The organism is Rhizobium sp. CCGE531 (genome assembly GCF_003627795.1).
In the GTDB taxonomy this organism is placed as follows: Bacteria; Pseudomonadota; Alphaproteobacteria; order Rhizobiales; family Rhizobiaceae; genus Rhizobium.
This window is the reverse complement of sequence record NZ_CP032685.1, coordinates 884,157-909,596: the sequence shown is the minus strand read 5'-3', so window position 1 is coordinate 909,596 and position 25,440 is coordinate 884,157. Positions and strand designations below refer to the sequence as shown.

The 25,440-nt window shown below is 60.3% G+C and carries 25 protein-coding genes; 20 read left to right on the top strand and 5 right to left on the bottom strand.

The genetic code is table 11. The annotated features are described in order from the left end of the window. Positions 1-27: 27 nt before the first annotated feature. The 9 genes from kdpB to CCGE531_RS23635 all read left to right on the top strand — a co-directional run bounded on the left by kdpB (position 28) and on the right by CCGE531_RS23635 (position 10,724). Positions 28-2,115 carry a potassium-transporting ATPase subunit KdpB gene (gene kdpB / locus CCGE531_RS23675; RefSeq protein WP_120668332.1) on the top strand — a complete coding sequence of 696 codons (2,088 nt, stop codon included), beginning with the start codon at positions 28-30 and terminating at the stop codon, positions 2,113-2,115. 11 nt (positions 2,116-2,126) lie between these two features. Further along, positions 2,127-2,732, top strand: coding sequence for a K(+)-transporting ATPase subunit C (locus CCGE531_RS23670; RefSeq protein WP_120668330.1), 606 nt, complete (start codon positions 2,127-2,129; stop codon positions 2,730-2,732). Between the two features lie 59 nt (positions 2,733-2,791). Further along, positions 2,792-5,503: a sensor histidine kinase KdpD gene (locus tag CCGE531_RS23665; RefSeq protein ID WP_120668328.1), complete on the top strand. Its 2,712-nt coding sequence runs from the start codon at positions 2,792-2,794 to the stop codon at positions 5,501-5,503. Beyond that, complete coding sequence (locus CCGE531_RS23660; protein ID WP_120668326.1) at positions 5,500-6,192, top strand: response regulator transcription factor; 693 nt, start codon at positions 5,500-5,502, stop codon at positions 6,190-6,192. Before CCGE531_RS23665 ends, CCGE531_RS23660 begins: the two co-directional genes overlap by 4 nt. Positions 6,193-6,294: 102 nt before the next feature. Further along, positions 6,295-6,750: a PTS sugar transporter subunit IIA gene (locus tag CCGE531_RS23655; RefSeq protein ID WP_120668324.1), complete on the top strand. Its 456-nt coding sequence runs from the start codon at positions 6,295-6,297 to the stop codon at positions 6,748-6,750. Between the two features lie 161 nt (positions 6,751-6,911). Beyond that, on the top strand, positions 6,912-7,940 hold the full coding sequence (locus CCGE531_RS23650; protein WP_120668322.1) for a sulfate ABC transporter substrate-binding protein: 1,029 nt from the start codon (positions 6,912-6,914) through the stop codon (positions 7,938-7,940). A 6-nt stretch (positions 7,941-7,946) separates the two neighbouring features. Beyond that, complete coding sequence (gene cysT, locus CCGE531_RS23645; RefSeq protein ID WP_120668321.1) at positions 7,947-8,804, top strand: sulfate ABC transporter permease subunit CysT; 858 nt, start codon at positions 7,947-7,949, stop codon at positions 8,802-8,804. Further along, positions 8,794-9,666: a sulfate ABC transporter permease subunit CysW gene (gene cysW / locus CCGE531_RS23640; protein WP_120668319.1), complete on the top strand. Its 873-nt coding sequence runs from the start codon at positions 8,794-8,796 to the stop codon at positions 9,664-9,666. Before cysT ends, cysW begins: the two co-directional genes overlap by 11 nt. Before the next feature lie 11 nt (positions 9,667-9,677). Next, on the top strand, positions 9,678-10,724 hold the full coding sequence (locus CCGE531_RS23635) for a sulfate/molybdate ABC transporter ATP-binding protein (RefSeq protein WP_120668317.1): 1,047 nt from the start codon (positions 9,678-9,680) through the stop codon (positions 10,722-10,724). A 101-nt stretch (positions 10,725-10,825) separates the two neighbouring features. Here the strand turns inward: CCGE531_RS23635 and CCGE531_RS23630 are convergent, their stop codons facing one another. The 3 genes from CCGE531_RS23630 to CCGE531_RS23620 form a co-directional block, all read right to left on the bottom strand. Then, the gene (locus CCGE531_RS23630) at positions 10,826-11,623 is read right to left on the bottom strand and encodes an NAD(P)-dependent oxidoreductase (protein ID WP_120668315.1); all 798 of its coding nucleotides are present in this window, start codon (positions 11,621-11,623) and stop codon (positions 10,826-10,828) included. Between the two features lie 198 nt (positions 11,624-11,821). Further along, positions 11,822-12,661, bottom strand: a complete 840-nt coding sequence (locus CCGE531_RS23625; RefSeq protein WP_120668314.1) for an endonuclease/exonuclease/phosphatase family protein — start codon at positions 12,659-12,661, stop codon at positions 11,822-11,824. Positions 12,662-12,784: 123 nt separating this feature from the next. Then, the gene (locus tag CCGE531_RS23620) at positions 12,785-14,248 is read right to left on the bottom strand and encodes a phosphatidylserine/phosphatidylglycerophosphate/cardiolipin synthase family protein (RefSeq protein WP_120668312.1); all 1,464 of its coding nucleotides are present in this window, start codon (positions 14,246-14,248) and stop codon (positions 12,785-12,787) included. Between the two features lie 350 nt (positions 14,249-14,598). On the opposite strand from CCGE531_RS23620, the gene CCGE531_RS23615 reads away from it, so the two are divergent. The 5 genes from CCGE531_RS23615 (at position 14,599) to CCGE531_RS23590 (ending at position 17,190) form a co-directional block, all read left to right on the top strand. Further along, positions 14,599-14,871, top strand: coding sequence for a DUF2934 domain-containing protein (locus CCGE531_RS23615; protein WP_120669359.1), 273 nt, complete (start codon positions 14,599-14,601; stop codon positions 14,869-14,871). A 274-nt stretch (positions 14,872-15,145) separates the two neighbouring features. Next, a complete protein-coding gene (locus CCGE531_RS23605; protein ID WP_120669357.1) occupies positions 15,146-15,337 on the top strand; it encodes a hypothetical protein in 192 nt (63 codons plus the stop codon). A gap of 39 nt (positions 15,338-15,376) precedes the next feature. Next, entirely contained in the window at positions 15,377-15,691 is a 315-nt protein-coding gene (locus tag CCGE531_RS23600; protein ID WP_120668310.1) for a plasmid stabilization protein, read from the top strand. A 191-nt stretch (positions 15,692-15,882) separates the two neighbouring features. Further along, positions 15,883-16,620: a glutathione S-transferase gene (locus tag CCGE531_RS23595; RefSeq protein WP_120668308.1), complete on the top strand. Its 738-nt coding sequence runs from the start codon at positions 15,883-15,885 to the stop codon at positions 16,618-16,620. A gap of 3 nt (positions 16,621-16,623) precedes the next feature. Beyond that, positions 16,624-17,190 (top strand): isoprenylcysteine carboxylmethyltransferase family protein, encoded by a 567-nt coding sequence (locus CCGE531_RS23590; RefSeq protein WP_120668306.1) that lies wholly within the window; start codon positions 16,624-16,626, stop codon positions 17,188-17,190. A gap of 2 nt (positions 17,191-17,192) precedes the next feature. On the opposite strand, the gene ligD is transcribed toward CCGE531_RS23590, so the two are convergent. Both ligD and CCGE531_RS23580 read right to left on the bottom strand, forming a co-directional pair. Beyond that, positions 17,193-18,080: a non-homologous end-joining DNA ligase gene (gene ligD / locus CCGE531_RS23585; protein ID WP_120668304.1), complete on the bottom strand. Its 888-nt coding sequence runs from the start codon at positions 18,078-18,080 to the stop codon at positions 17,193-17,195. 91 nt (positions 18,081-18,171) lie between these two features. Beyond that, positions 18,172-18,966 carry an SDR family oxidoreductase gene (locus CCGE531_RS23580; protein ID WP_120668302.1) on the bottom strand — a complete coding sequence of 265 codons (795 nt, stop codon included), beginning with the start codon at positions 18,964-18,966 and terminating at the stop codon, positions 18,172-18,174. Positions 18,967-19,358: 392 nt separating this feature from the next. On the opposite strand from CCGE531_RS23580, the gene CCGE531_RS23575 reads away from it, so the two are divergent. The 6 genes from CCGE531_RS23575 (at position 19,359) to CCGE531_RS23550 (ending at position 25,431) form a co-directional block, all read left to right on the top strand. After that, a complete protein-coding gene (locus CCGE531_RS23575) occupies positions 19,359-19,754 on the top strand; it encodes a RidA family protein (RefSeq protein ID WP_120668300.1) in 396 nt (131 codons plus the stop codon). Positions 19,755-20,099: 345 nt separating this feature from the next. Further along, positions 20,100-21,791, top strand: coding sequence for an ABC transporter substrate-binding protein (locus tag CCGE531_RS23570; protein WP_120668298.1), 1,692 nt, complete (start codon positions 20,100-20,102; stop codon positions 21,789-21,791). 22 nt (positions 21,792-21,813) lie between these two features. Continuing rightward, a complete protein-coding gene (locus tag CCGE531_RS23565) occupies positions 21,814-22,797 on the top strand; it encodes an ABC transporter permease (protein WP_120668296.1) in 984 nt (327 codons plus the stop codon). Continuing rightward, a complete protein-coding gene (locus CCGE531_RS23560) occupies positions 22,794-23,696 on the top strand; it encodes an ABC transporter permease (RefSeq protein ID WP_120668294.1) in 903 nt (300 codons plus the stop codon). The genes CCGE531_RS23565 and CCGE531_RS23560 overlap by 4 nt, the downstream gene beginning before the upstream one ends. Next, complete coding sequence (locus CCGE531_RS23555) at positions 23,693-24,508, top strand: ABC transporter ATP-binding protein (RefSeq protein WP_120668292.1); 816 nt, start codon at positions 23,693-23,695, stop codon at positions 24,506-24,508. The genes CCGE531_RS23560 and CCGE531_RS23555 overlap by 4 nt, the downstream gene beginning before the upstream one ends. Next, the gene (locus CCGE531_RS23550) at positions 24,505-25,431 is read left to right on the top strand and encodes an ABC transporter ATP-binding protein (protein WP_120668290.1); all 927 of its coding nucleotides are present in this window, start codon (positions 24,505-24,507) and stop codon (positions 25,429-25,431) included. Before CCGE531_RS23555 ends, CCGE531_RS23550 begins: the two co-directional genes overlap by 4 nt. Positions 25,432-25,440: the final 9 nt, after the last annotated feature.

Sequence of the window (25,440 nt, the reverse complement as noted above, 5' to 3'; positions counted from 1 at the left end):
GTTTTCCTCTTCACGCTGGAGCCTCTTATGAGCCAGTTAAAATCAGCGAGTATTCTGGATTCTCGCATTCTCGTTCCGGCGATCGGCGCTTCGTTCACGAAGTTGAACCCGCGTACGCTTGCCAAAAACCCCGTCATGTTCGTGGTCGCCGTCGTTTCGGCACTGACGACTGTCCTCTTCCTGCGCGATCTCATCACCGGCGGCGGCAATCTCGGCTTCTCGCTGCAGATCAATATCTGGCTGTGGTTCACGGTGCTGTTTGCCAATTTCGCCGAGGCCGTCGCCGAAGGCCGCGGCAAGGCACAGGCGGATTCGCTGCGCAAGTCGCGCACCGAAACGCAAGCCAAACTTCTGACCGGCAACAGCCGCACCGACTACAAGATGGTGCCTGGTACCAGCCTGAAGGTCGGTGACGTCGTTCTGGTCGAAGCCGGCGATATCATCCCGTCTGATGGCGAAGTCATCGAAGGCGTCGCTTCTGTCAACGAAGCCGCGATCACCGGTGAATCCGCGCCTGTGATCCGTGAATCGGGCGGCGACCGCTCGGCGGTCACCGGCGGTACGCAGGTTCTGTCGGATGAAATCCGCGTGCGCATCACCGCTGCCGCCGGCTCGACCTTCATCGACCGCATGATCGCGCTGGTCGAAGGTGCCGAACGGCAGAAGACGCCGAACGAAATCGCGCTCAACATCCTGCTGGCCGGCATGACGCTGATCTTCGTTTTGGCGACCGTCACCATCCCGAGCTTTGCCGCCTATGCCGGCGGTTCGATCCAGACGGTCGTGCTCGTCGCGCTCTTCGTGACGCTGATCCCGACCACCATCGGTGCATTGCTTTCGGCGATCGGTATTGCCGGCATGGATCGCCTGGTGCGCTTCAACGTGCTCGCCATGTCGGGCCGCGCCGTCGAAGCCGCAGGCGACGTCGACACACTGCTCCTCGACAAGACCGGTACGATCACGCTCGGCAACCGCCAGGCGACCGCTTTCCGCCCGGTCCGGGGTATCAGCGAGCAGGATCTCGCCGATGCCGCACAGCTTGCCTCGCTTGCCGACGAGACGCCGGAAGGGCGCTCGATCGTCGTGCTTGCCAAGGAGAAATATGCGATCCGCGGCCGCGACATGACGAGCCTGAAGGCGACCTTCGTTCCCTTTACCGCGCAGACCCGCATGAGCGGCGTCGACCTCGAAGGCTCCTCGATCCGAAAAGGCGCCGTCGATGCCGTGGTCGCCTATGTGCAAGGTGCTGCCAACGGTAGCCATGAAGGCGCCGCCGTCATGTCCCGCACATCAAGCGAAACGCTGCGCGAGCTGCAGGTGATCGCCGACGAGATCGCCAAGGCCGGCGGCACACCGCTTGCCGTTGCCCGTGATGGCCGCCTTCTCGGCGTCATCCACCTCAAGGACATCGTCAAGGGCGGGATCCGCGAACGCTTTGCGGAACTGCGCCGCATGGGTATCCGCACCGTGATGATCACGGGCGACAACCCGCTGACGGCAGCCGCCATTGCCGCCGAAGCCGGCGTCGACGACTTCCTCGCCCAGGCGACCCCGGAAATGAAGCTGGCGCTGATGCGCCAGGAGCAGGCGCAGGGCAAGCTCGTCGCCATGTGCGGCGACGGCACGAACGATGCGCCCGCACTTGCCCAGGCCGATGTCGGCGTTGCCATGAACACCGGTACGGTCGCCGCCCGCGAAGCCGGCAACATGGTCGATCTCGACAGCGACCCGACGAAGCTCATCGAGATCGTCGAGATTGGCAAGCAGCTGCTGATGACCCGTGGCGCGCTGACGACCTTCTCGATCGCCAACGACATCGCGAAGTACTTCGCTATCATCCCGGCCATGTTCATTGCCTTCTATCCGCAGCTGAAGATGCTGAACATCATGGGGCTGGCGACGCCGCAAAGCGCCATCCTCTCGGCGATCATCTTCAATGCGCTGATCATCGTCGCGCTGATCCCGCTGTCGCTGAAGGGCGTTCGCTATCGCCCGATCGGTGCCGGCGCGCTGCTCAGCCGCAACCTGCTGATCTACGGCCTTGGCGGTATCATCGTACCCTTTATCGGCATCAAAGCCATCGACATGGCGATTACCGCCATCGGCCTGGTCTAAGGAGATTTCCCATGCTGAAACAAATCAGACCCGCCATCGTTATGATCGTCGCCACGACCGTTTTGACCGGCCTTGCCTATCCGCTCGCCATGACAGGCGTCGCCCAGGCCCTCTTCCCCCATCAGGCGAATGGCAGCCTGGTGGAGAAGGACGGCAAGGTGATCGGCTCCAGCCTCATCGGCCAGAGTTTCACGACCGACCGCTATTTCCATGGCCGCCCGTCGGCCACGACAGGCGCCGACCCGAATGACCCGACCAAATCGGTTTCCGCACCCTATAATGCCGCCAATTCCGGCGGCTCCAATCTCGGTCCGACCAATTCGAGCCTGATCACCCGTATCAAGAGCGACGCCGCGACGTTGCAGGCGCAGAACCCGAATGTGCCGGTTCCGATCGATATGGTGACCACATCGGGCAGCGGCCTCGATCCTGACATCTCGGCTGAAGATGCCTATTTCCAAATCCCGCGCGTGGCCAAGGCGCGCAACATCGATGAGGCCAAGGTCAAGTCACTCGTCGAGGCTGCCATCGAGCCGCGAGAGCTCGGCGTTCTCGGCGAGCCGGTGGTCAATGTGCTGGCATTGAACCAGGCGCTCGATGCTTCTATGACTCAATAAGTTGAAGGGGTTGAGACGGTTAGTGCCGTCTCAACCTTATCAGGAAAGACGACCCGCGAATGGCAGATGAAAGCCGCGACATGTTGAGCAGGCCTTCCCCCGATGCGCTTCTCGAAAAGGCGCGGGCCGAGACACGCGGGCGATTGAAGGTTTTCCTGGGTGCGGCCCCCGGCGTCGGCAAGACCTACGAGATGCTGATGTCCGGCAGGGCGAAGATCGCGGACGGCGTCGATGTCGTCGTCGGCGTCGTCGAGACTCACGGCCGTCGCGAGACGCAGGCCTTGCTCGACGGGTTCGAGATCATTCCGCGCATCAATGTCGATTACAAGGGGCGCGCGCTCGAGGAGATGGATCTCGACGCGATCCTGGAGCGCCGTCCCGAACTGGTGCTGGTCGACGAACTCGCCCACACCAACGCGCATGGCAGCCGGCATCCGAAGCGCTACCTCGATGTGAAGGAGCTTCTCGAACGCGGGATCGACGTTTACACGACGCTGAATATCCAGCATGTCGAAAGCCTGAACGACGTCGTCTCGCAGATCACCCGCATCCGCGTGCGCGAGACCGTGCCCGATTCCATCATCGATCTTGCCGACGATGTCGAGATCATCGACCTGACGCCGGACGATCTCATCAAGCGGCTGCATGACGGCAAGGTCTATGTGTCGAAGACGGCCGAGCGGGCGCTGACCAATTATTTCACGCCCGGCAACCTGACGGCGCTGCGCGAGCTGGCGCTGCGGCGCACCGCCCAGCGCGTCGACGACCAGCTCCTGACCCATATGCAGGCGCATGCGATCCCAGGTCCCTGGGCTGCCGGCGAGCGCGTGCTCGTCTCCATCGATCATCATCCGCGCTCGGCATCCTTGGTGCGCTATGCCGCGCGCATGGCGTCGCGCCTGCGCGCGCCCTGGGCGGCCGTCTATGTCGAAACCAACCGCTCGATCGGCTTGACGGAGGCGCAGCGTGACACGATTGCCGCAACGCTCAGGCTTGCCGAACAGCTCGGCGGCGAGGCTATTACCCTTCCGGGCCGCGAGGTGGCGGAGGAACTGCTTCGCCATTCGGCCAGCAACAATGTGACCCACATCGTCATCGGTTCGCCGAAAATCGGCTCCTGGCGCGATTGGTCCCGCCGTTCGGTTTCTTATGATCTCATCCGCAAGGCCGGAGACATCAGCGTCCACGTCATTTCCGGCAGCGATGCGGATGGCCAGGCGACGAACCGCGGCGTCAAGGTCGCGCCTTCGCCACCGCCTTTCCAGTTGCGCGGCTATATTCTGGCAACGCTCTATGTGGCCATTGCGCTCGGTTTCTGCGTCATCCTCGATCAGGTGCTGGATGTGCGCAACCTAGCGCTCGTCTTCCTGATGGCGGTTCTTGCCAGCGCTGTCACGCAAGGGCTGCGTCCGGCGCTCTATTCCTGTTTTCTCGGCGCGCTCGCCTTCAATTTCTTCTTCCTGCCGCCGCGCTATACGCTAACGATCAGCGATCCGGAAAGCGTGCTCGCCTTCTTCTTCTTCCTAGGCGTCGCGGTGATCGCCAGCAATCTGACGGCGACGGTGCAACGGCAGGCGGTGGCGGCGCGACAGCGCGCTCGGACGACCGAGGATCTCTATCTCTTCTCCAAGAAGCTCGCCGGCACCGGCACGCTCGACGACGTTCTCTGGGCAACGGCCTTTCAGCTGGCCTCGATGCTGAAGCTGCGGGTCGTGCTGCTTCTTCCCGAGCATGGCACCATCGCCGTCAGGGCCGGCTATCCGCCTGACGATACGCTTGATGACGCCGATATCGCGGCGGCGCGCTGGGCCTGGGAGCACAATCATGCGGCCGGTCGCGGCGCCGATACGTTGCCCGGCGCCAAGCGCCTTTACGTTCCGCTCCGCACAGGCCGAACCGCCGTCGGCGTCATCGGCCTCGATAGCGATCGTCGCGACGGCCCGCTCCTGACGCCTGAGCAGCAGCGGCTGCTCGATGCTCTCGCCGACCAGGCGGCACTCGCCATCGAGCGCGTGCAACTGGTGGCCGATGTCGACCGCGCGAAGCTGGCCGTGGAAGCGGATCGGCTGCGCTCCGCGCTGCTGACATCCATTTCCCATGACCTGAAGACGCCGCTTGCCGCCATCCTCGGTGCGGCCGGAACCTTGCGCGATTATCTGGAGACGTTGCCGAACGAAGACCGGGTCGACCTTCTTTCCACCGTTATCGATGAGTCCGAACGGCTCAACCGCTTCATCGCCAATCTGCTTGATATGACCAAGATCGAATCCGGCGCCATGGAGCCGAATTATGCCCTGCATTATGCCGGCGATATCGTCGGCAGCGCGTTGCGGAGGGCGAAAAAAATCCTGGCCCATCACCGCGTCGACGTGCAGATGCCCGTCGATCTGCCGATGGTGAAGGTCGATCCGGTGCTGTTCGAGCAGGTGCTGTTCAACCTGCTCGACAACGCCGCCAAATACGCGCCGGAAGGATCGGCCATCCGCCTCGAAGCCTGGGCCGATATCGACAATATCGTCTTCAGGGTCATGGATGAGGGGCAGGGCATTCCGCCCGCCGACCTCGAACGCGTCTTCGATACGTTCTACCGCGTGCGCAAGGGCGATCAGGTGCGCGCCGGCACCGGCCTTGGCCTTTCCATCTGCCGCGGTTTCATCGAGGCGATGGGCGGCACGATCGCCGCCGGCAACAGAACGGATCGGCAAGGGGCTGTCTTCACCATTCGCCTGCCAAAACCAACAGATGTCCCGAAGCTGGATGAACTGAAATGAACACCACCGCCGTCAAGATTCTCGTCGTCGATGACGAGCCGCCGATCCGCAAATTGCTGCGCGTCGGTCTCGGTGCCCAGGGCTACGTCGTCAACGAGGCGCAGAATGCAGCGTCTGCTCGAGCCTCGGTGGACGAGGACCAGCCCGACCTGATCGTGCTCGATCTCGGCCTCCCCGACAAATCGGGCCAGGATCTGCTCTTGGAATGGCGCGAGGATGGGGTGCAGATCCCGGTCGTCATTCTATCCAGCCGCACGGACGAGGCCGGTATCGTCAAGGCGCTCGAAAGCGGCGCCGACGACTATGTGACCAAGCCCTTCGGCGTCAACGAACTTGCGGCCCGCATTCGCGTGGCGCTGCGCCATCGGCTGCAGCAGCAGGGCGAGAAGGCGATCTTCCAGACCGGCGGCCTTTCCATCGATCTCGTCAAGCGCATCGTCAAGGTCGACGGCAAGGAGATCAAGCTTTCGCCGAAGGAATACGACATCCTGCGCGTGCTTGCCCAGCACGCCGGCAAGGTGCTGACGCATCAGTTCCTGTTGAAGCAGATCTGGGGGCCGGCGGCCGACGTGCAGTACCTGCGCGTCTATGTTCGCCAGCTCCGGCAGAAGATCGAGGAGATTCCCGATCAGCCGCATTATATCACGACCGAGACGGGCGTCGGCTATCGCCTGCGCGAGCCGGATTGATGTCGTCAGTACCTCTAATCCGTTGTCGAGGTATTTCCACCTCGATCTCGCAACGATGAAAATCATTTCAGAACGACCGATTGCTCGACCTTGAGTGCGACCATGGACCTTTCCACGATCATTCTTCCCGAACATGCCTTCATCGGCCTGTCGGTGCCGACCAAATGGCGGGCGCTGCAGATGCTGTCATCGAAGGCGGCCAGTTGCTTCGGCCTGGATGAGGCCATGGTCCTGCGGGTGCTGGAGGCTCGCGAGAGGCTGGGCACCACCGGCATCGGCAATGGCGTTGCCGTTCCGCATGCCGCTATCGCCGGCATGACCAGACCGCGCGGATTGATGGTGCGCTTTGCCCATGCCGTCGATTTCGAGGCTATAGACGACGTTCCGACGGAATGGGCATTCGTGCTGCTTTTCGGGGAAGGCGGCCGCAGCGACTATCTGAATGTGCTTGCCGCGATCGCCAGGCGGCTGCGCACAGAGGGCGTCTTGACGGCGATGCGGCAGGCCAGGAGCGCCGACGAGCTCTATTCGGTTTTTATGTCCGACTCCGTCGTCTGAGGGCGCTCGGATCAAGCGGCTGCCCGCTATTCTGGAATGTGATTTCACTTTTCGGGATTCTATGGGATGCTGTTCTCTGGAGTTGCCCAAAACGGGAACGGTCTTCGTTACTTTATACGACCAAGTTGATAGGGTTTAGGGACAAACGAAGGGGTGCATCCATGCAGACGATAAAGCTTTCCCGGCTTCTCGCCACCGCGGTTCTGATCGGCGGTTTTTCAGTCGCGGCCGTTGCGCCGACCTGGGCGGCGGACAAGACGTTTCTCAATGTTTCCTACGATCCGACGCGTGAATTGTATAAGGATTTCAACGCCGCTTTTGCTGCCAAGTGGAAGAAGGATACGGGCGAAACCATCAACATCAAGGCTTCGCATGGCGGTTCCGGCGCGCAGGCCCGCTCGGTCATCGATGGTCTCGACGCCGATGTCGTGACGCTGGCGCTTGAAGGCGATATCGACGCGATCGCCAAGGCGACGCACAAGATCCCCGCCGACTGGAAGACCAAGTTCCCGAACAATTCGGTTCCCTATACCTCGACAATCGTCTTCCTGGTGCGCAAGGGCAATCCCAAGGGCATCAAGGACTGGGCGGACCTGGTCAAGGACGGCGTCGAAGTCATCACGCCGAACCCGAAAACATCGGGCGGTGCCCGCTGGAATATCCTTGCGGCCTGGGCCTGGGCCAAGCAGGCCAATGGCGGCGACGATGCCAAGGCGCAGGAATATGTCGCCCAACTCCTGAAGCATGTCCCGGTTCTCGATACCGGCGCGCGCGGCGCGACGACGACCTTCGTTCAGCGTGGCCTCGGCGATGTTCTGCTTGCTTGGGAAAACGAAGCCTATCTCTCGCTCGATGAGCTCGGCCCGGACAAATTCGAGATCGTGACCCCGTCCGTCTCGATCCGCGCCGATCCGCCGGTTGCCGTCGTCGATGGCAATGTCGACACCAAGGGCACGCGCAAGGTCGCGGAAGCCTATCTGAACTATCTGTACTCGGATGAAGGTCAGAAGATCGCCGCCAAGCACTATTACCGGCCGATCAAGCCGGAAGCGGCAGATCCCAAGGATGTCGCCCGTTTCCCGGCCTTGAAGCTGGCGACCATTGACGATTTCGGCGGATGGTCTCAAGCTCAGCCGAAATTCTTCGCTGACGGGGGCGTCTTCGATCAGATCTACAAGCCGGGACAATAAGACTGAATGCATTCTATAATCCGCAAACGGTGGCGGTTACGGCAGCCGAGCGTCATTCCGGGCTTCGGATTGGCGCTCGGCGTTACCTTGGCTTGGCTCATCTTCATTGTTCTCATTCCGCTGTCGGGCTTGCTGTGGAAGAGCAGCTCTCTCGGCTGGGAAAAATTTTGGGCTTTGGCTCTTGATGTGCGCACGCTCTATGCGCTGCGCATGAGCTTCGGCGGCGCCTTCATTGCCGCGCTCGTCAACGCCGTGCTTGGGCTTATCCTTGCCTGGGTGCTGGTGCGTTATCGCTTTCCAGGCAAGCGCATCCTCGATGCCATGGTCGATCTGCCGTTCGCGCTGCCGACGGCGGTTGCCGGCATTGCCTTGACGACGCTTTATGCGCCGAATGGATGGATCGGCCAGTTCCTGGCGCCGCTCGGCATCAAGATCGCCTTCACCCCGGTCGGTATCGTCATCGCGCTGATTTTCGTCGGCTTGCCCTTCGTGGTTCGCACGGCGCAGCCGGTCATGGAGGAGATCGACCGTGAGGTCGAAGAGGCGGCGGCAACCCTTGGAGCGAACCGCTTTCAGACGATCACGCGCGTGCTGCTGCCGGGATTGGCGCCTGCGGCGCTGACGGGCTTTGCGCTCGCATTCGCGCGTGCGGCCGGCGAATACGGATCGGTCATCTTCATCGCCGGAAACAGGCCCTATGTCTCGGAAATCGCTCCGCTGCTCATCGTCATTCGTCTGGAGGAATACAATTACGCCGCGGCGACGTCGATCGCGACGGTGATGCTGTTCATTTCCTTCACCATGCTTTTGATCATCAATCTCATCCAGTCGTGGAGCAGAAGGAGATATGGCTATGGCGCATGATCTTTCTGCCGCTGCTGAAACGGGTCATTCCGTCATCACCGAAAGCCGGGCGGCCCGCATCATTTTCATATTGATTTCGCTCGTCTTTCTGACGCTGATGGTGCTCCTGCCTCTGGCCGCCGTCTTCGTCGAGGCTTTCCGCAAGGGGATCGAGACTTTCTTTGAGGCCCTGGTCGATGAAGAGACCTTCGCGGCGATCCGGCTCACATTGATCGTTGCGGGCATCAGTGTGCCGCTGAATCTCGTCTGCGGTGTTGCCGCCGCATGGGCGATCGCCAAGTTCGAATTCAAGGGCAAAGCCTTCCTGACGACGCTGATCGATCTGCCGTTTTCCGTTTCTCCTGTTATTTCCGGCCTAGTCTTCGTGCTGCTCTTCAGTTCGAACAGCGTGCTCGGCCCTTACTTACAGAGCCATGGCATACAGATCCTGTTTGCGGTTCCGGGGCTTGTCCTGGCAACGATGTTCGTCACCTTTCCCTTCGTCGCGCGCGAGCTGATCCCGCTGATGCAGGAGCAAGGCAGCGCGGACGAGGAGGCGGCCCTTTCGCTTGGGGCCAATGGCTGGCAGACCTTCTGGTATGTCACGCTGCCGAATATCAAATGGGGCCTGCTTTACGGCGTATTGCTCTGCAATGCCCGCGCCATGGGGGAGTTCGGAGCCGTTTCGGTCGTTTCGGGCCATATCCGTGGCGAAACCAACACCATGCCCCTGCAGGTCGAGATTCTTTATAACGAATATAATTTCTCGGGGGCCTTCGCAGTTGCCACGCTCCTGGCCCTGCTCGCCCTTGTCACACTTATACTGAAGACGTTGCTGGAAATGCGCTATAGCGAAGAGATCGCAGCCAGCCGGCGTCACTGAAGGAATTCTTGATGGAAGTTCGCGTTCAAAAACTGCGCAAGGAATTCGGTCGCTTTCCCGCATTGCATGATGTGTCCCTGGATATCCGCTCGAGCGAATTGATTGCGCTTCTTGGTCCATCGGGCTCCGGCAAGACGACGCTGCTGCGCCTGATTGCCGGATTGGAGACGCCGACGGAGGGACAGATCTTCTTCGGTGACGAGGATGCGTCGCGAAAGACGGTGCAGCAGCGCAATATCGGCTTCGTGTTTCAGCACTACGCGCTGTTTCGGCACATGACCGTGCTTGATAATATCTCTTTCGGCCTGAAAGTCCGCTCGGCATCGCGCCGTCCGCCACGCGATGAAATTCGCCGGCGTGCCGTGGAGCTGTTGGAACTTGTGCAGCTGAACGGGCTGGAGAAGCGCTATCCGGCCCAGCTTTCCGGCGGCCAGCGCCAGCGTGTGGCGCTGGCGCGCGCCATGGCGGTCGAGCCGAACGTGCTGCTGCTGGACGAGCCCTTCGGCGCTCTCGATGCACAGGTCCGCAAGGACCTGCGTAAATGGCTGCGGGAAATCCATGACCGGACCGGCCATACCACCGTCTTCGTGACCCATGACCAGGAAGAGGCGCTGGAGCTCGCCGACCGCGTCGTCGTGCTCAACAAGGGTGCTATCGAGCAGGTCGGAACGCCGGACGAGATCTACGACACGCCGAATTCTCCTTTCGTCTATGGTTTCATCGGTCAGTCCAATCGCCTCAAGGTCCGCATCACCAGCGGCGAGATCTGGTTCGATGACAAGCCGCTAGGGCTTAGCACGCCGCATGAGCCCGATGGCGAAGCCTACCTCTATTTCCGCCCCCATGACATCGAGCTCCGTGATGGCGACGGCGGCGCGATCGCGGGCCTGCTCGTTGCCAGCAGGCGTGTGGCAGGCACCCGCCATCTCGAGATCAACATCGGCGCCCAGCACGATCCTATCGAAATCGAACTGCCGCCGAACAAGGCGGATGCCTTGGATCGCAACCGCATCGCCTTCAGGCCGACACGCTGGAAGCTGTTTCGCAACGGCAACTAAGGCGGTTCAGCTTTTCTCGGAATCTCCGGGCCGCTCCACGTCGTTGTTTTCCAGCAATTCCAGGAAGGCCGCAGCGCACTTTTCCTGGAATTGCCTGAGGATCAGTCCTCCGGATGGGCGGCTGAGGCAAAGCCGCCGCCCTGGTAGATGACGGTCGGATCATTCGGATCCTCCGGAGGCGCTTTCGACAGGATTTCGGCCCGCCAAGGTGCTGCGCTATCGCGCGGCCTCCAGCCGAGGAAGGCAGCGTTGCTGTTGTCCCACCATTGTTCGTCATTGTCGGAGGCGCCGTAGACGATCGTGTGCCCGAGCCTGGGGGCGTCGAAAGCGCAGCCGCAAAGGGAGAGAAAATCCCTGACGCTGAACCAGGTGGCGAGCATGCGCGTATTGCGCGGCTCGGGGAAGCAGGAGCCTATGCGCACCGAAAGCGTTTCCTGGCCGAACTTGTCGAAGTAGAGGCTGGCGACCGCTTCGCCGAATACCTTCGAAACGCCGTAAAGCGAATCCGGCCGCGTTGGTACCTTATTGTCGATCCGCTCGTCCCGGCGATAGAAGCCGATCGTATGGTTGGAGCTTGCAAAGACGATGCGCGGCTTGCCGGCGGCGCGCGCCGCCTCGTAGAGATTATAGAGACCGACGATATTGCCCGGCAGGATCAGGTCGAAGGGCTTCTCCACCGAGATGCCGCCCAGATGGATGATGCCATCGACACCCCTAACCATGGCGTCGACGCCGCCACGATCGGAAAGGTCGCAGGCAACGAAACGCTCGTTCGGACGCAGATCGGTTATCGGCGCCAGATCGGACAATACGACGCTCTCGGCGATTTGCGACAGAAGCGGCCTGATTGCCTGGCCGACGCCGCCGGCGGCGCCAGTCAGCAATAGAGTTTTCAGCATGATTGTCTCCGGGATCGGTCTCTTCGGCGAGCAGGTTATAAGATGATTTTTCGGCAGTCATCACCTATATATGCGAAGTTAACATGAAGCGTATCGATGATGTCCAAAGCGCATCGCGATCTTTCAGATTCGCTCCGGGCGCTTTAAGTTCTTGATTTTTCGCATGTCGCGCGAAACCGCTGCACACTTTTGCGCGCCTTAGGCGGTCTGCGACCGTGCCTCTGCGTCACTGTCCAGTGTTTCCAGGCTGACCACGGCCTTGATGGGCAGATGGTCGGAAGCAACGCGGGCCAGCGGCGAGTCATGCACCTCGACCGCCGAGATCATGCCGCGGCGGTTTGCCATGATACGATCGAGCGCCAGCAGCGGCAGCGTCGAGGGAAAGCTCGGAACAGCGGGAGGAAGCGGGCCGAAGGCGGCCTGGAAGGTGTTGAGCGATGAGCGGTCGCCCAGCCGCCACTCGTTGAGGTCGCCGAGCAGGATGGTCGGGATCTCGCCGCCGTCGCTCATCAGGTCGACGATCAGGCGTGTCTGCTGGGCCCGCGATCGGTGGAGCAGGCCGAGATGCGCGGCAATGATCCTGAGGTTTCCGCCGCGCGCCAATTCCAGTTCGGCGATCAGGGCACCGCGCGGCTCCAGTCCCGGCAGGCTTATCTGATGCACCTCGCGCACCGTGCCCTGCTTGAAAAGAACGACATTGCCATGCCAGCCATGTGCCTTGGCAACGCCGGCGACGGGCACGGGGATAAGCCCAGTCTCGCGCTCGAGCCGGCGCAGATCGAGAATGCCCGTGCGTTCCCCGAAACGCGTATCGGCTTCCTGCAGGCCGATGACGTCTGCATCGATCTCATGAATGACCCTGCTGGTTCTTTCCGGATCGAACCGCCGGTCGGCGCCGACGCATTTATGGACATTGTAGGAGGCGATCAACGTGCCCTCGATACGATCCGGCTTGCCGGCCGGCTTGGGGCGCGATTTGTTTCGGCTCTTCAGGCTTTCCAGAATGCTCGCACGGAGACTTTCTTTGTTCTTTTTCATCTATCCGTCGACCGTTCCTTGATCAGACCTGTCGGGCACATTCAAGGGAGTATAAGAAGCGACAATCGGCCTTGTCATGTAAAAAGGCTGCGACAGGGACAGATTGTCCATGGGGCTCGACCGTCAGAGATAGGGTGAACCGAGCCAGAGAACCTTCTCGATGAGCTTGATGGCAAAGGGCCGTGCCCGCAGTTTTTCGAGTTCGACCGGATGCGCCGTTTCCAGGATTGTGCCGATATGGGCATCGATGGTGTCGGCAAAACCGCGATCGAGCACTTCCAGATCCACCTCGAAATTCAGGCGTAGGGAACGGGGATCGAGATTGGAGGAGCCGACATAAGCCCAGATTCCGTCGATCGCCAGCAGTTTGGAATGATTGAACGGCCCCTCGGCGCGCCAGATGCGGCAATAATTTTTCAGCATCTGGTCGAACTGCGCCGTCATGGCGCGGTCGACAAGCACGAGATTGTTGGCGGTCGGCACGACGATGTCGACCTCGACGCCGCGCCGGGCAGCCGTGACCAGCGCGCTGATCAGTTCGCGGTCCGGCAGGAAATAGGGCGACATGATGCGGATCGATTTATGCGCCACCGACAAGGCGCCGATGAGCATCTTGTGATTGGTCTCGACGCTGCGGTCGGGACCGGAAGCGACCACCCGCATGAAGACCGGCGCTCCCGGCTCGTTGGAGGGCGCCGCAATCCGCCATTCCGGACCACTGAGGACCTCGCCGGTCGTAAAGCGCCAGTCCTCGGCGGCGGTGTTGAAGAGATCGGCTATCGCCGGGCCCGTCACGCAGAAATGCATGTCGCGGGCGTAATGGTCGTGGGCGAATTCCCGCGTGAATCCCTGGCGGATATTCATGCCGCCGGTAAAGGCGATCCGCCCGTCGATGCTCAGAATCTTGCGGTGGGTGCGCAGATTGGCGTAGGGCAGTCTGAGGCCGATGATGACATTGCCATTGAATACGTTGACGTCCACTCCGCCCTGGCTGAGATAACCCATGATACTCGGCACGGAGTAGCGGGCACCGACGGCGTCGATCAGCACGCGCACGCCGACGCCACGCTTGGCGGCGGCGATCAGGGCGTCGGCGATGCGCAGGCCGATCGGGTCGCGATCGAAGATATAGGTTTCCATCAGGATGCTGCGTTCGGCGCCGTCTATGGCGGCTTTCATTGCCGCATAGGCAGCATCGCCGCTGCTCAGCATTTCGATCGTGTTGCCGGTGCTCATCGTATAGCGGACGACGCGGTCGCCGAGCGTTTTCATCGAGCGGAAACGCTCGCCGAAAAGCCGCCGCACCTGGTCGTCATCGGCATCGAAGCTGGAGAGTTCTCCATTCGCATCCTTGCGAAAGAGTGCGTCTCTCTGTGAACTGAGCGAGGCCCGGCGGATGCGATTGATACCCGCGAAAGCATAGAGCACGGCACCGATGATGGGCGACAGGATGACGACACCGACCCAGCCGATCGCCGCGCGAACATCCTCTTTGGTCATTGCCGCGTGGATCGCGGCGGCTGCCCCCAGCGTAATGGACAGGACAGCGAGAATTTGGCCCCAATGGGCATCCACCAGGTCGATCATGGCGCGAGTATATCTTTGCCCGCAAAAGCTGCAATAAGCGGGCTTGCGATCAAAGATCTTTGGTCGATTATGGTGCTAAAACTCATCCTATTAGATAATTTTAATTGAAGACCATTGTTGCCGCCTTCATACTTAGGGTGCTTCGGCTGCTTCGCTACTGTCCCCTACGGTAACCTTGTTTCTTGTTTGAGGCGCCACTGCGGTTCGAGAGCCGAGACCCATAGAAAACGAGCCATGGCATTTTAAAGTCATGGCGTCTTGGCTGCTCGGGGGAGGCATGAAAGCCCGCATTTCAAGAACGGGCATTGTTCATCAAAACCATGTTCAATGATGCGAACGGAGAACAGCAGATGTTGGAACCTCGGGACGAATGGATCAAGAAGCGCGCATATGCCATCTGGGAAGAGGAGGGTCATCCCTTCGGGTGCGATGTCGAACACTGGGAACGGGCGAGCGGTGAGCGAACCGCGCTCGACGAAAGTGTCACGACCGCCGGTGGAGGCGAGGCCAAACTCAAGATCAAACGCAAGCAGGCGGTTGCCGCGGCGGCAGCCGCCGATGAGGTGGTCGCCAAACCAGCTTCCAAGAAGGCATCGAAGAAAGCCGCAACCGCAAAGGCGTAGGGCGCGCCGGTTTTAGAGGTGTGGCGGAGACGGGGCGGTTCGATGGCAGACATCGAGCCGCCTCTCTTTTTTGAACTGCCGTTGGCGAAATATTCTCAATAATTTCGGTAATTTGGGTCCCAATCGCGAAATAGTTGTCACACATCGGTGCTACTGAGTGAGAAGGGAGCCACGCAATGAGCCGCAGCCGTAAAGATGATCCGGAAATGATTGTTACGACGATCGTCGCAGCGTGCTGTCTTTTGCGTTTCGCTGGCAGCGCGGAGGTGATGAGGTGACGTCCCTTCTCGTGCTTGCGGCGATCTATCTTCTGGCGGCACTGATCCTCATCCTGATCATCGACCGTTCCGTCGGCGTGTTTTTCCCGGCTTCAGCCAAGCGCCGGACGCCGCGACATGAGCGGCGCTTGTGGCCATTATCGGCCAATCGCAATTCTCCTGGCCGTGTATCGGAACCTTTTCCATGACGACGTGTTGGTCTTTCTTCCATAGTGAGGAGAAAGACCATGCCACGAGGAGACAAATCCGCCTATAGCGGCAAGCAGAAGCGCAAGGCCGAGCATATCGAGGAAGGCTATGAGGACCGCGGCGTTTCTCACGGAGAAGCGGAGCGACGCGCTTGGGCGACCGTCAACAAGGAAAGCGGCGGCGGCAAAAAGTCCGGCTCGGGCCGCGGTCATCCGGAAAGTCATGAATCTTCCGAGAAAGGCGGCAAGATCGGCGGACGCGCCGCGGCAAAACGGCCAGCGTCCGAGCGCTCCGCCTCCGCAAAGAAGGCGGCCGCGACGCGTAAACGTCACGAACATCGCACGCATTCATAGGCTGTGTGTGAGGCGCGAATTCTGTGGTTGGCCTGCTTCCGGCCGGTGATGTGATGTCATTTCGGCCGGTTGCGATCGTCAACGCCCCTTCCGTTCCGCGATACCGGCGCTAGATTTCCGCGCGAGGCCAACCAGTGCCTTACGCCGATCGTCGCTGGTGGTTGTCTTCAATTCTCGGGAGGGAAAGCCGAATGCGTTATGAACTCTATTATTGGGATGACATCCAGGGACGTGGCGAATTCGTCCGGCTGGCGCTGGAGCATGCCGGTGCCGACTATGTCGATATCTGCCGTGGCCAGGCCAGCGAAGGGCAGGGAATGCCGGCCATGCTGGCGATCATGGAAAATGGTGTGGAATCCGGCATCCCGTTTGCTCCGCCGTTTCTCAAGGATGGCGACCTCCTTATTCCGCATGTGGCGAATATCCTGATGTATCTCGGCCTGAAACTTGGTGTTGCGCCAAAGGACGAAGGACAGCGCCATGTGTTGAATGGCCTACAATTGACGATCACCGATCTCGTCGCCGAGGTACACGATACGCATCATCCGATCGCCATTTCGAAATATTACGAAGACCAGAAGCAAGAGGCCAAGGCTCGCACCGCCGAATTCATCGACAATCGTATTCCGAAATTCCTCGGATATTTCGAGCGCGTGCTGCAGCAGAACCCGGATGGACCGAGCCATATTTTCGGCAAGAGCCTGACCTATGTCGATCTCTCGCTCTTCCAGATCCATGAAGGATTGCGCTATGCTTTTCCACGCGCAACCGCCTGTCTCGGCCAGCACTATCCGCTTTTGACGGCGCTGCATGATGCTGTCATGAAACTGCCCAATATTGCTCGCTATCTTCAATCCGATCGCCGCATCCCCTTCAATGAGGACGGCATTTTCCGGCACTATTCGGAGCTGGATAAAGATATGGCGTGAGCGATGCTCCTCTATCAATTCATTCCCGCGTGCTGGATCATCTGGCTGCTGATCTGGCTCTTTGCGTCCTTCGGGGCCAAGAAAACCGTGCGGCAGGAAGACTCGCTGTCGCGGCTCGGCAATACCGCGCCGATCTGGATCGGCGCCTTCCTTCTGGCCGCCAATCCTTCGTGGCTGGGGGCCTTGCGGTTTCGCATCATCCCGCATGATCTGGCGTTCTATACGATCGGCGCGGCTTTGACCGTCATCGGACTGCTTTTCGCCGTATGGGCTCGCTACCACATCGGCCGCAACTGGAGCGGCGTAATCACCCTCAAGGAAGATCACGCGCTGATCCGTTCCGGCCCCTATGCGCTTGTCCGCCATCCGATCTATTCCGGTCTGATGCTCGCCATTGTCGGCTCGGCAATTGCTCGCGGCGATATTGCCGCCGTCCTTGCGATCGTCGCGGTGCTTTATGCCGTATTGCGTCGCGTATCCATCGAGGAAAGTTGGATGAGCGAGACTTTCGGTTCGACCTACGCCGATTACAAGGCCAGCACGCCGGCACTGGTCCCGTTTCTTCTATAGCGTCAGACTTTGAGCGGCGATGCTGCCGCGAAAAAGTCGGCCCAGGGATCGGTGCTCGATTGGTTCAAACGTGAGGCTGCGTTTCCGATGGTGAAGGAAGCCGGACCGATCTTGCCGTCCAATTCCTCCCAGCTGATCGGCATGGAAACCGCGGCACCCTTTCTTGCGCGCGTCGAATAAGGGGCAACGGCGGTATTGCCACGGCCGTTGCGCAGGTAATCGATAAAGATGTGGCCTGTCCGCTTCGCCTTGCTGGCGACCGACAAATACGCCTCAGGGCTATCGGCGCTCATCGCATGCGCCATCGTCTCGGCAGCCTCCTTGACCTGCTGCCAGTTTGCCTGCGGCTTGAGGGATACGACGACATGCAGGCCCTTGCCGCCCGAGGTCTTGAGGAATGAAGTCAATCCCTGGGCGGAAAAGCGCTCCTTTATTTCCTTCGCCGCGGCGGTGACCTTGCCCCAGGCGACATCCTCGCCTGGATCGAGATCCATGATGATCATATCGGGTTTTTCCCAGTGATCGGTGGTCGTGCCCCAGGGATGTATTTCCAGCGCCGCGGATTGAACGAGAGCAGCCAGGCCATCGAAGTCCTCGATCTTCAGAAGCTTTGCGGCATCCTTATCTTCGGGATCGGCAATTTCCGCGATATGCGGATTGATGCCTTTCCAGGCGTGTTTCTGGAAGAATCGCGGCCCGTCGATACCATCAGGGCAGCGCAGCAACGCCAGCGGGCGATCGACGACGAAAGGGGCCATGCGCCGCCAGGCCCGCGCATAGTAATCGAGAAGATCCTGCTTGCTGACCCCGTCATCGGGCCAATAGACCCGCTCCGGATGCGTCAGTTCGACCGACGTCTTCATACCGTCCTGAAGAGGCGTCTTTGCCATCTCGCATGCGCTCCATTCTCTGCGACGAGAGAGCCGCCGCGCCGGGCAAGATTAGCATTGTCCGGCGCATAAAGTCGATCAGCTGCCATTGTCACGGCATGAGCTGGCCACCATTGACCTCGACGACCTGGCCGGTGATGTAGCCGGAGAGCGTTGCGGAGGCGAGGAACAGATAGGCGCCGACGCAATCCTCCGGCGTGCCGACGAAGCCCATGGGGATCGTCTTGCGCTGAATTTCCATCTGTTCGTCGTTGGTATAGCGCTCGTGGAAGGGCGTTGCGATGACGCCAGGTGCGACCGCATTGACGCGGATCTTGTCGTTGACAAATTCCTTGGCGTGGCCGTGGGTGATCGTCGAGACGAACCCCTTGGAGGCCGCATAGAGGATCGCGCCGTTGCCGCCGCCATTACGCGCGGCGATCGAGGTCGTGTTAATAATGAAGCCGCCCTGTCGCTTGAGATAGGGGTGGGCCGCGCGGGTTGCCGCGAGCACGGAGCGGGCGTTGAGGTTCATCACCCGGTCGTAATGCTCATCCGTCATGTCGGTGGTGGGAAGCCGCCCCAGCATGCCACCGGCATTGTTGACCAGCCCATCGAGGCCACCCAGCGCTTCGGCCGCATCCCTGACGACGCGTTCGGTCTCGCCATCTTGCGAGATATCACCCTGGATTAGATGGACTATCCCGCCACTGGCCTTGATCTCGGCCGCCAGCTTTTCCGCCGGTTCGCGGCTCGCATTGAAATGAAGGCCGACCTTCATGCCCTGTGCGGCAAAGGCCAGCGCGACGGCAGCGCCGATGCCTGTCGAAGCACCGGTGATCAACACCCGTTTTCCAGCCAGATCGGGGATGCGGATAGACGCAAGCAATTGCGCGAGTTCTGCCATGATAACTCCTCCTGAATGTCAGTGAATCATATGACGAAATATGCGCCTGTCTTATCAGGCGCAGAGGCGGAAAGGCAATCGGGGCAGGGACTGACAAAAGGACGCGATATGCTCTTTGGATCGGATGTCTGGTCTGCCAGCTTTCATCGTTGGAGCTGAATCGTACTTGCGGATTCTTATATAACATATTGATTTAACTATAAGTTATTGAAATCTCGAACTTCACGTTCTAATTGAGAAAAATCCGGAATATCCGAGAATGCCCACTGAACGACACGAAAACGATCTGGCGTGGAAGCGCCGTGGTGGATAATGAAGATGCCAAAGAAGCTGGTCGCTCCTCACGATGATGAGGCGATGGCGGCCGGCAACAAAGAGAGACCGAACATATCATGAGCAAGAACAAGCTGATCCGTTTCGATGTTGCCGACAATCAGGCTGGTGGCCAGCGCCGTCCCTTTGCCAAGGCAGTTCGCGCCGGCGACTTTGTTTATGTCTCGGGCCAGGTGCCGACCATCAACGGTGAAATCGTCACCGGCAATGTCGTGACGCAGACGGAGCAGGTCATCGCCAATATCAAGGATGTTCTTGCACTTGCCGATTGCACGCTCGAACATGTCGTGAAGGTCAATGTCTGGCTGGACGATGCCCGCGATTTCTCGAGCTTCAATGCGGTATTCGAGAAGCATTTCATCGACCATCCGCCAGCGCGCTCGACCGTGCAGTCGCCGATGATGGTCGATGTCAAGGTTGAGATGGACGTCGTGGCTTACAAGCCGCTCGACTGAGCGGAAATTGCTTGACGGTTTCGATCGCAGTGAGCTCTGCGCTTGCATCCCGATCGGCGTATCCGGCTGTTCCATCCGCTTTGCGGTAGGGGTCGCTCGATAACTGATTTCCAACGCGCCTGATTTTCGCGCTTGTGATGCCGGTTCTGCATGTGCCGGCATGAGATGGCGAAGCTTCGCCGATTTCCCCAAACCCCATTGTTTGAGATCGCCGTCCCATCGGCGGCAGTCTCCCATCACGTCCAATCCATCCCTGTTGATTTCCAATCAGCGATTGACGAGTCTCAAAACTCAATATTAAATCAATTTGATTGACTACTCGAAAACAATAAGAGGGAACGACAAATGGGAATGAGGAAAAGGACACTGCGCAATCTCTTCTGCCGGACGTCTTGGGCAGTGGCGGCACTTGGCGCCTCGCTGGCTTTCGGTTCCGGCATCGCCTCGGCAGCTGAATCCGTGCTGACGATGCACATCGAGGAACAGACCAGCTGGGTCAGCAACTTCAATCCGTTCGATCTGGCCGGACGCCGCCAGAGCACGATGGATTTCATCTATGAGCCGCTGGTCATCTTCAACGCCAATGACGGCGGCAAGCCCGTCTGGCGTTTGGCGACAAGCTACAAGTTCTCGGATGATCTGATGTCGATCACCTATGATCTCCGTCCCGGCGTGAAGTGGTCGGACGGCCAGCCGCTGACCCCGGCCGACGTGAAATACACCCTCGACCTGATGCTGAAGAACCCGGCCGTAGATATCGTGGGCGTTGGCCAAACGGTTGCTTCCGTCGAGGCACCTTCGCCGACGCAGGTGAAGATCAACCTCAAGGCCGTGAATTCCCAATTCCCCGAATCCCTGGCCGACCTTGCCGTCGTGCCGGAGCATATCTGGAAGGATGTTGCCGATCCGGTCGCCTTCAAGAACGACAAGCCGGTCGGATCCGGTCCCATGACCGAGGTCCGCCGCTTCACGCCGCAGATCTACGAGCAGTGCCGCAATCCGAATTATTGGGATGCCGCTTCGCTGCATGTCGATTGCCTGCGCTTGCCGCAGATCTCGGGCAACGACCAGATGCTGGCGCTGCTGCCTGAGGGCACTGTGGATTGGATCGGCTCGTTCCTGCCACAGATCGACAAGACCTTCGTTGCGCTCGATCCCAAGCACAATGGCTACTGGCAGCCGCCGGCGGAAACCGTTGCCTACGAGATGAACTTCAAATCGACGAATACAGGCAATCTCGAGGCTTTCAAGGACCTCAACTTCCGGCATGCCTTCAGCTTGGCGATGGACCGCAAATCGATGGTCGATATTGCCGGTTTCGGCTATCCGGTCGTCAATCTGCATGCCAGCGGCCTGCCGCCGCGTTTCGAATCCTGGCGCGATAAGGCCGCCGAAGGCGATAAGGACGCCTTCATGGGCTTCGATACCGACAAGGCGAACAAGATCCTCGATGATGCCGGCTACAAGAAGGGTGCCGACGGTTTCCGCACGACGCCGAGCGGCAAGCCGATCACCTTCCCGATCATCGTGCCGAATGGCTGGACCGACTGGATCGACGCAGTGCAGATCGCCGTCGAAGGGCTGCGCGCCGTGGGTATCAATGCTTCCGTCGCCACGCCCGAATACGAGCAGTGGCGCAAGCAGCTTCTCGATGGCAGCTTCGATGTCGTCATGAACTCGCGTGCCGATAGCGCTACCCCGTTCCAGGGCTACTATCAGAGCCTGTCGACGGCCTATGCCGGCAAGCTGACTGTCGCTGCGGCCCGTTACTCCAATCCGAAGCTCGATGCGCTGTTCGATCAGTATCTGAAGTCGTCTTCCGATGGCGATCACAAGAAGATCTTCAACGACATTCAGCTTGTCATCGCCGACGAATTCCCGGTCGTTCCCGTCTTCAACGGCCCGACCTGGTATCAGTATTCGAGCAAGCGTTTCACCGGTTGGGTCACGGACAAGGATCCGGTGATGAACCCGGAAAACCACGACAACAACCGCATGCGTCTCGTGCATCTGCTGCGTCTGAAGCCGGTCCAATAAGGCCAAAGCGAAGGAAGCAGAGATGCGTGTTTCAAGCCGGCGCCTCGGCGTCTATGCGGTGGCGTTGGCCTTCGCGATCGTCGTGAACTTCATTCTTCCCCGGCTTATGCCGGGGAGTCCCGTCGACGCCATGATCGCCCAGCTCGGGCCGCGGGCCACGCCTGCGGCTGTCGAGGCGATCAAGGCCCGCTTCGGCGAGATCGATCAGCCGATCATCATGCAGTTTCTCGACTATCTCAAAGGGCTCGCCACCTTCGATCTTGGCGTTTCGGTCAAATATTATCCGCAGACAGTGGTTCAGGTGCTGAGCCGGGCGACGCTGTGGACCCTCTTCCTTGTGGTAACGGCGATCATCTTTTCGTTGTGCGTCGGCGTCGTGCTCGGCGCCATCGCGGCCTGGAGGCGCGGCGGGCGGTTCGATACGATCGTATCGCCCTTTGCCGTCATCCTGTTCTCGATACCGCCCGTTATCATAGCGCTCACCACCCTGTTCGCTTTTGCCGTGTCGCTGCGCTGGTTCCCTGTGGGATATGCCTATGATCCCAACCTCGATCCGGGCTTCAACTTCACCTTCTTCGGGAGCGTGTTCATGCACGCGATCCTGCCGGTGCTGACGCTGTCTCCGTTCCTGGTCGGCGAATTCCAGACGACCATGCGCTCGTCGATGATCGTCGTGCTCGGAGAGGATTACGTGACGATGGGGCGGGCCAAGGGGCTGAGCAACCTCGCCGTCATGTTCGGCTATGGCGCGCGCAATGCGCTGTTGCCGGTCCTGACCAACCTGGCGCTGATGCTCGGCGCGGTCTTTGGCGGCTCGATCGTCACCGAGATCGTCTTCAACTATCCGGGCCTTGGCCTGACACTGTTTACCGCCAGCGTGGCGCGCGACTATCCTGTCATCCAGGGGCAATTGCTGCTGATGACGCTCGCAACCCTCGGCGCCAATTTCCTTGTCGACATCATCTATGGCCTCGTCGATCCAAGATTGAGGGAGGCAGGCCGATGAGCTTTTCGCTGCGATCCATTTTCAGTCAGAAAAAGGCGCTTGTCGGTTTCGTCATCGTTGCCGTTCTGTGCCTGATGGCGATCTTCGCCCCGGTCATCGCTCCGGGCGAACCCGGCGCACGCGTCGGCCGCTCGCATCAGCCGCCATCCGTCGAGCATGTCTTCGGCACCACAAAGATGGGCCGTGACGTCTATAGGCAATTCGTCTGGGGAGCGAGAAGCTCGCTGTCCGTCGGCTTTGCGACGGGCATCGCCATTACGGTGCTGGGCACGGCCATCGGCCTCGTCGCCGGTTATACCGGCGGCAAGACGGACGCCGCGCTCGATCTTGCGACCAACGCCGTGCTGGTCATACCCAACATGCCGCTCCTCATCCTGCTCGCCTCCTTTGCGGGCACGGTCGGCCCGATGACGATCATGACCATCATCGCGTTGACGTCCTGGCCATGGGGTGCGCGCATGACGCGTTCGCAGACGATGGCGCTGCGCAACCGCGATTTCGTCACCGCCGCCAAGATGATCGGTGAACCGGCCTGGCGCATCATCTTTGTCGAGATCCTGCCGAACCTGACGCCGCTCATCGGCATCAACCTCGTCGGCAGCATCATCTACGCGATCGTCGCCCAGACCACACTCGAATATCTCGGCTTCGGCGATCCGCTGAAGGTCACCTGGGGCACCATGCTCTACAATGCCCAGAATGCCTCGGCCGTCATGGTCGGCGCCTGGTGGGATATCGGCATGCCGGCCATCGGCATCGCGCTGACCGGGCTTGGTCTCGCGCTGATCAACTTCACCTTCGACGAAATCGCCAATCCGCAATTGCGCTCCGGCCCGGCCTTGACCCGCTGGTTCCGCCTGACGCGCGCCCGCAATCGCATGATGAGGGCCGAGCAATGAGCGGCAATCTGCTTGAGATCGAACATCTCGACATCGACTATCTGCTCGACAAGGGCGACTTCCGGGCCGTGAAGGATGTATCCTTCAATATCGGCCGCGGCGAGATCTTCGGTCTTGCCGGCGAATCCGGCTGCGGCAAGAGCACGATCGCCTATGCGATCACGCGGCTCTCGAAGGCGCCTGCTTGGATCAGCGGCGGAAGCATCCGGCTGGATGGGCAGGATCTTCTGAGGATGCCGGAAGGTGAGCTGCAGAGGATCCGCTGGAAGCGGATCGGCATGGTGTTCCAGAGCGCCATGAATTCGCTCAATCCGCTGATGCGGGTGGAGGCGCAGTTCCACGACGTCCTGCATCGCCATACCGGATGCTCGCGCCAGGAATCGCGCGTTCGTGCCGAAGAGATGTTCAAGCTGGTGGGCATTCCCCCGCACCGCGTCAGCGATTACCCGCACCAGTTTTCCGGCGGCATGCGCCAGCGCATCGTCATCGCCATCTGCCTGGCGCTGCGTCCCGAACTCATCATCATGGACGAACCGACGACGGCGCTCGATGTCGTCGTGCAGCGCGAGATACTGGAACAGGTTCTCGACCTGCAGCAGACCTATGGTTTCTCGGTGCTGTTCATCACCCATGACCTGCATCTGATGGCGCAGCTTTGCCACCGCATGGGCGTCATGCTGAAGGGCGAGCTGGTCGAGGTCGGCGATGTCGCGCAGGTCAGCCGGTCGCCCATTCATGAGTATACGCGCAAGCTCTGGAACGCCATCCCGCAGCTTCCGGCTAGCGCCGACCCTTCCGGAGTTTTCGCATGAAACCGCAGATACAGGCTATGACTGCAGAACCCGTTATCCAGCTGGATGATATCCAGCGCCATTTCGGCTCCGTGCATGCGTTGAAGGGCGTTTCCTTCTCGCTTTTCGCAGGAAAGGCGCTGGCGCTCGTCGGCGAATCCGGTTGCGGCAAGACCACATGTGCCCGCATCATCGCCCGGCTCGACAAGCCGACGGCCGGACGGCTCCTCTTCCGTGGGCAGGACCGCACGGCGTGGGGTTCGGGCAAGGACGAGCGGATGTACCGCAAGGAGGTCCAGATGGTCTTCCAGGACCCGTTCTCGTCGCTCAACCCGGCCTTTACGATCAATCATCACATCGCAAGACCGCTGCAGCTGCACGGCCAGGACAAGCCGAAGGCGGAACGCGACGACGACATATCGAAGCTGCTCGAGAGCGTTGGGCTCGATCCCTCGGTGACGCGCCAGAAATTCCCGCACGAACTGTCAGGCGGTCAGCGCCAGCGCGTCAATATCGCCCGCGCACTGGCGGTCGCGCCGAGCGTGCTGGTGGCGGACGAGCCGACCTCGATGCTCGACGTGTCGATCCGCAAGGACATTCTGGATCTGCTGGCGCGGGTAAAGCGGGAAAATGATCTCGCCATGCTTTACATCACCCATGATATCGCAACGGCAGCCCACGTTGCCGAAGAGATCGTGGTGATGTTTGCCGGCCAGATGGTGGAGTGGGGCGAGACCAATGCCGTCCTTGCTAATCCGAAGCACCCCTACACTCAGCTTCTGCTTTCGGCGGTGCCGGATGGCGGCCGCCGGTTCGTGACCGGCGGCAGTGCCCGCTTCCTCGAGCAGGCCGAGAAGATCCGCGCGCTCAGCCGGCCGGTCTCGACCGTGGTCGAGCAGATAGGTCCCAATCATTTCATGCGTGCGCTCGTCGCATCGAACTAGAAGGATTTT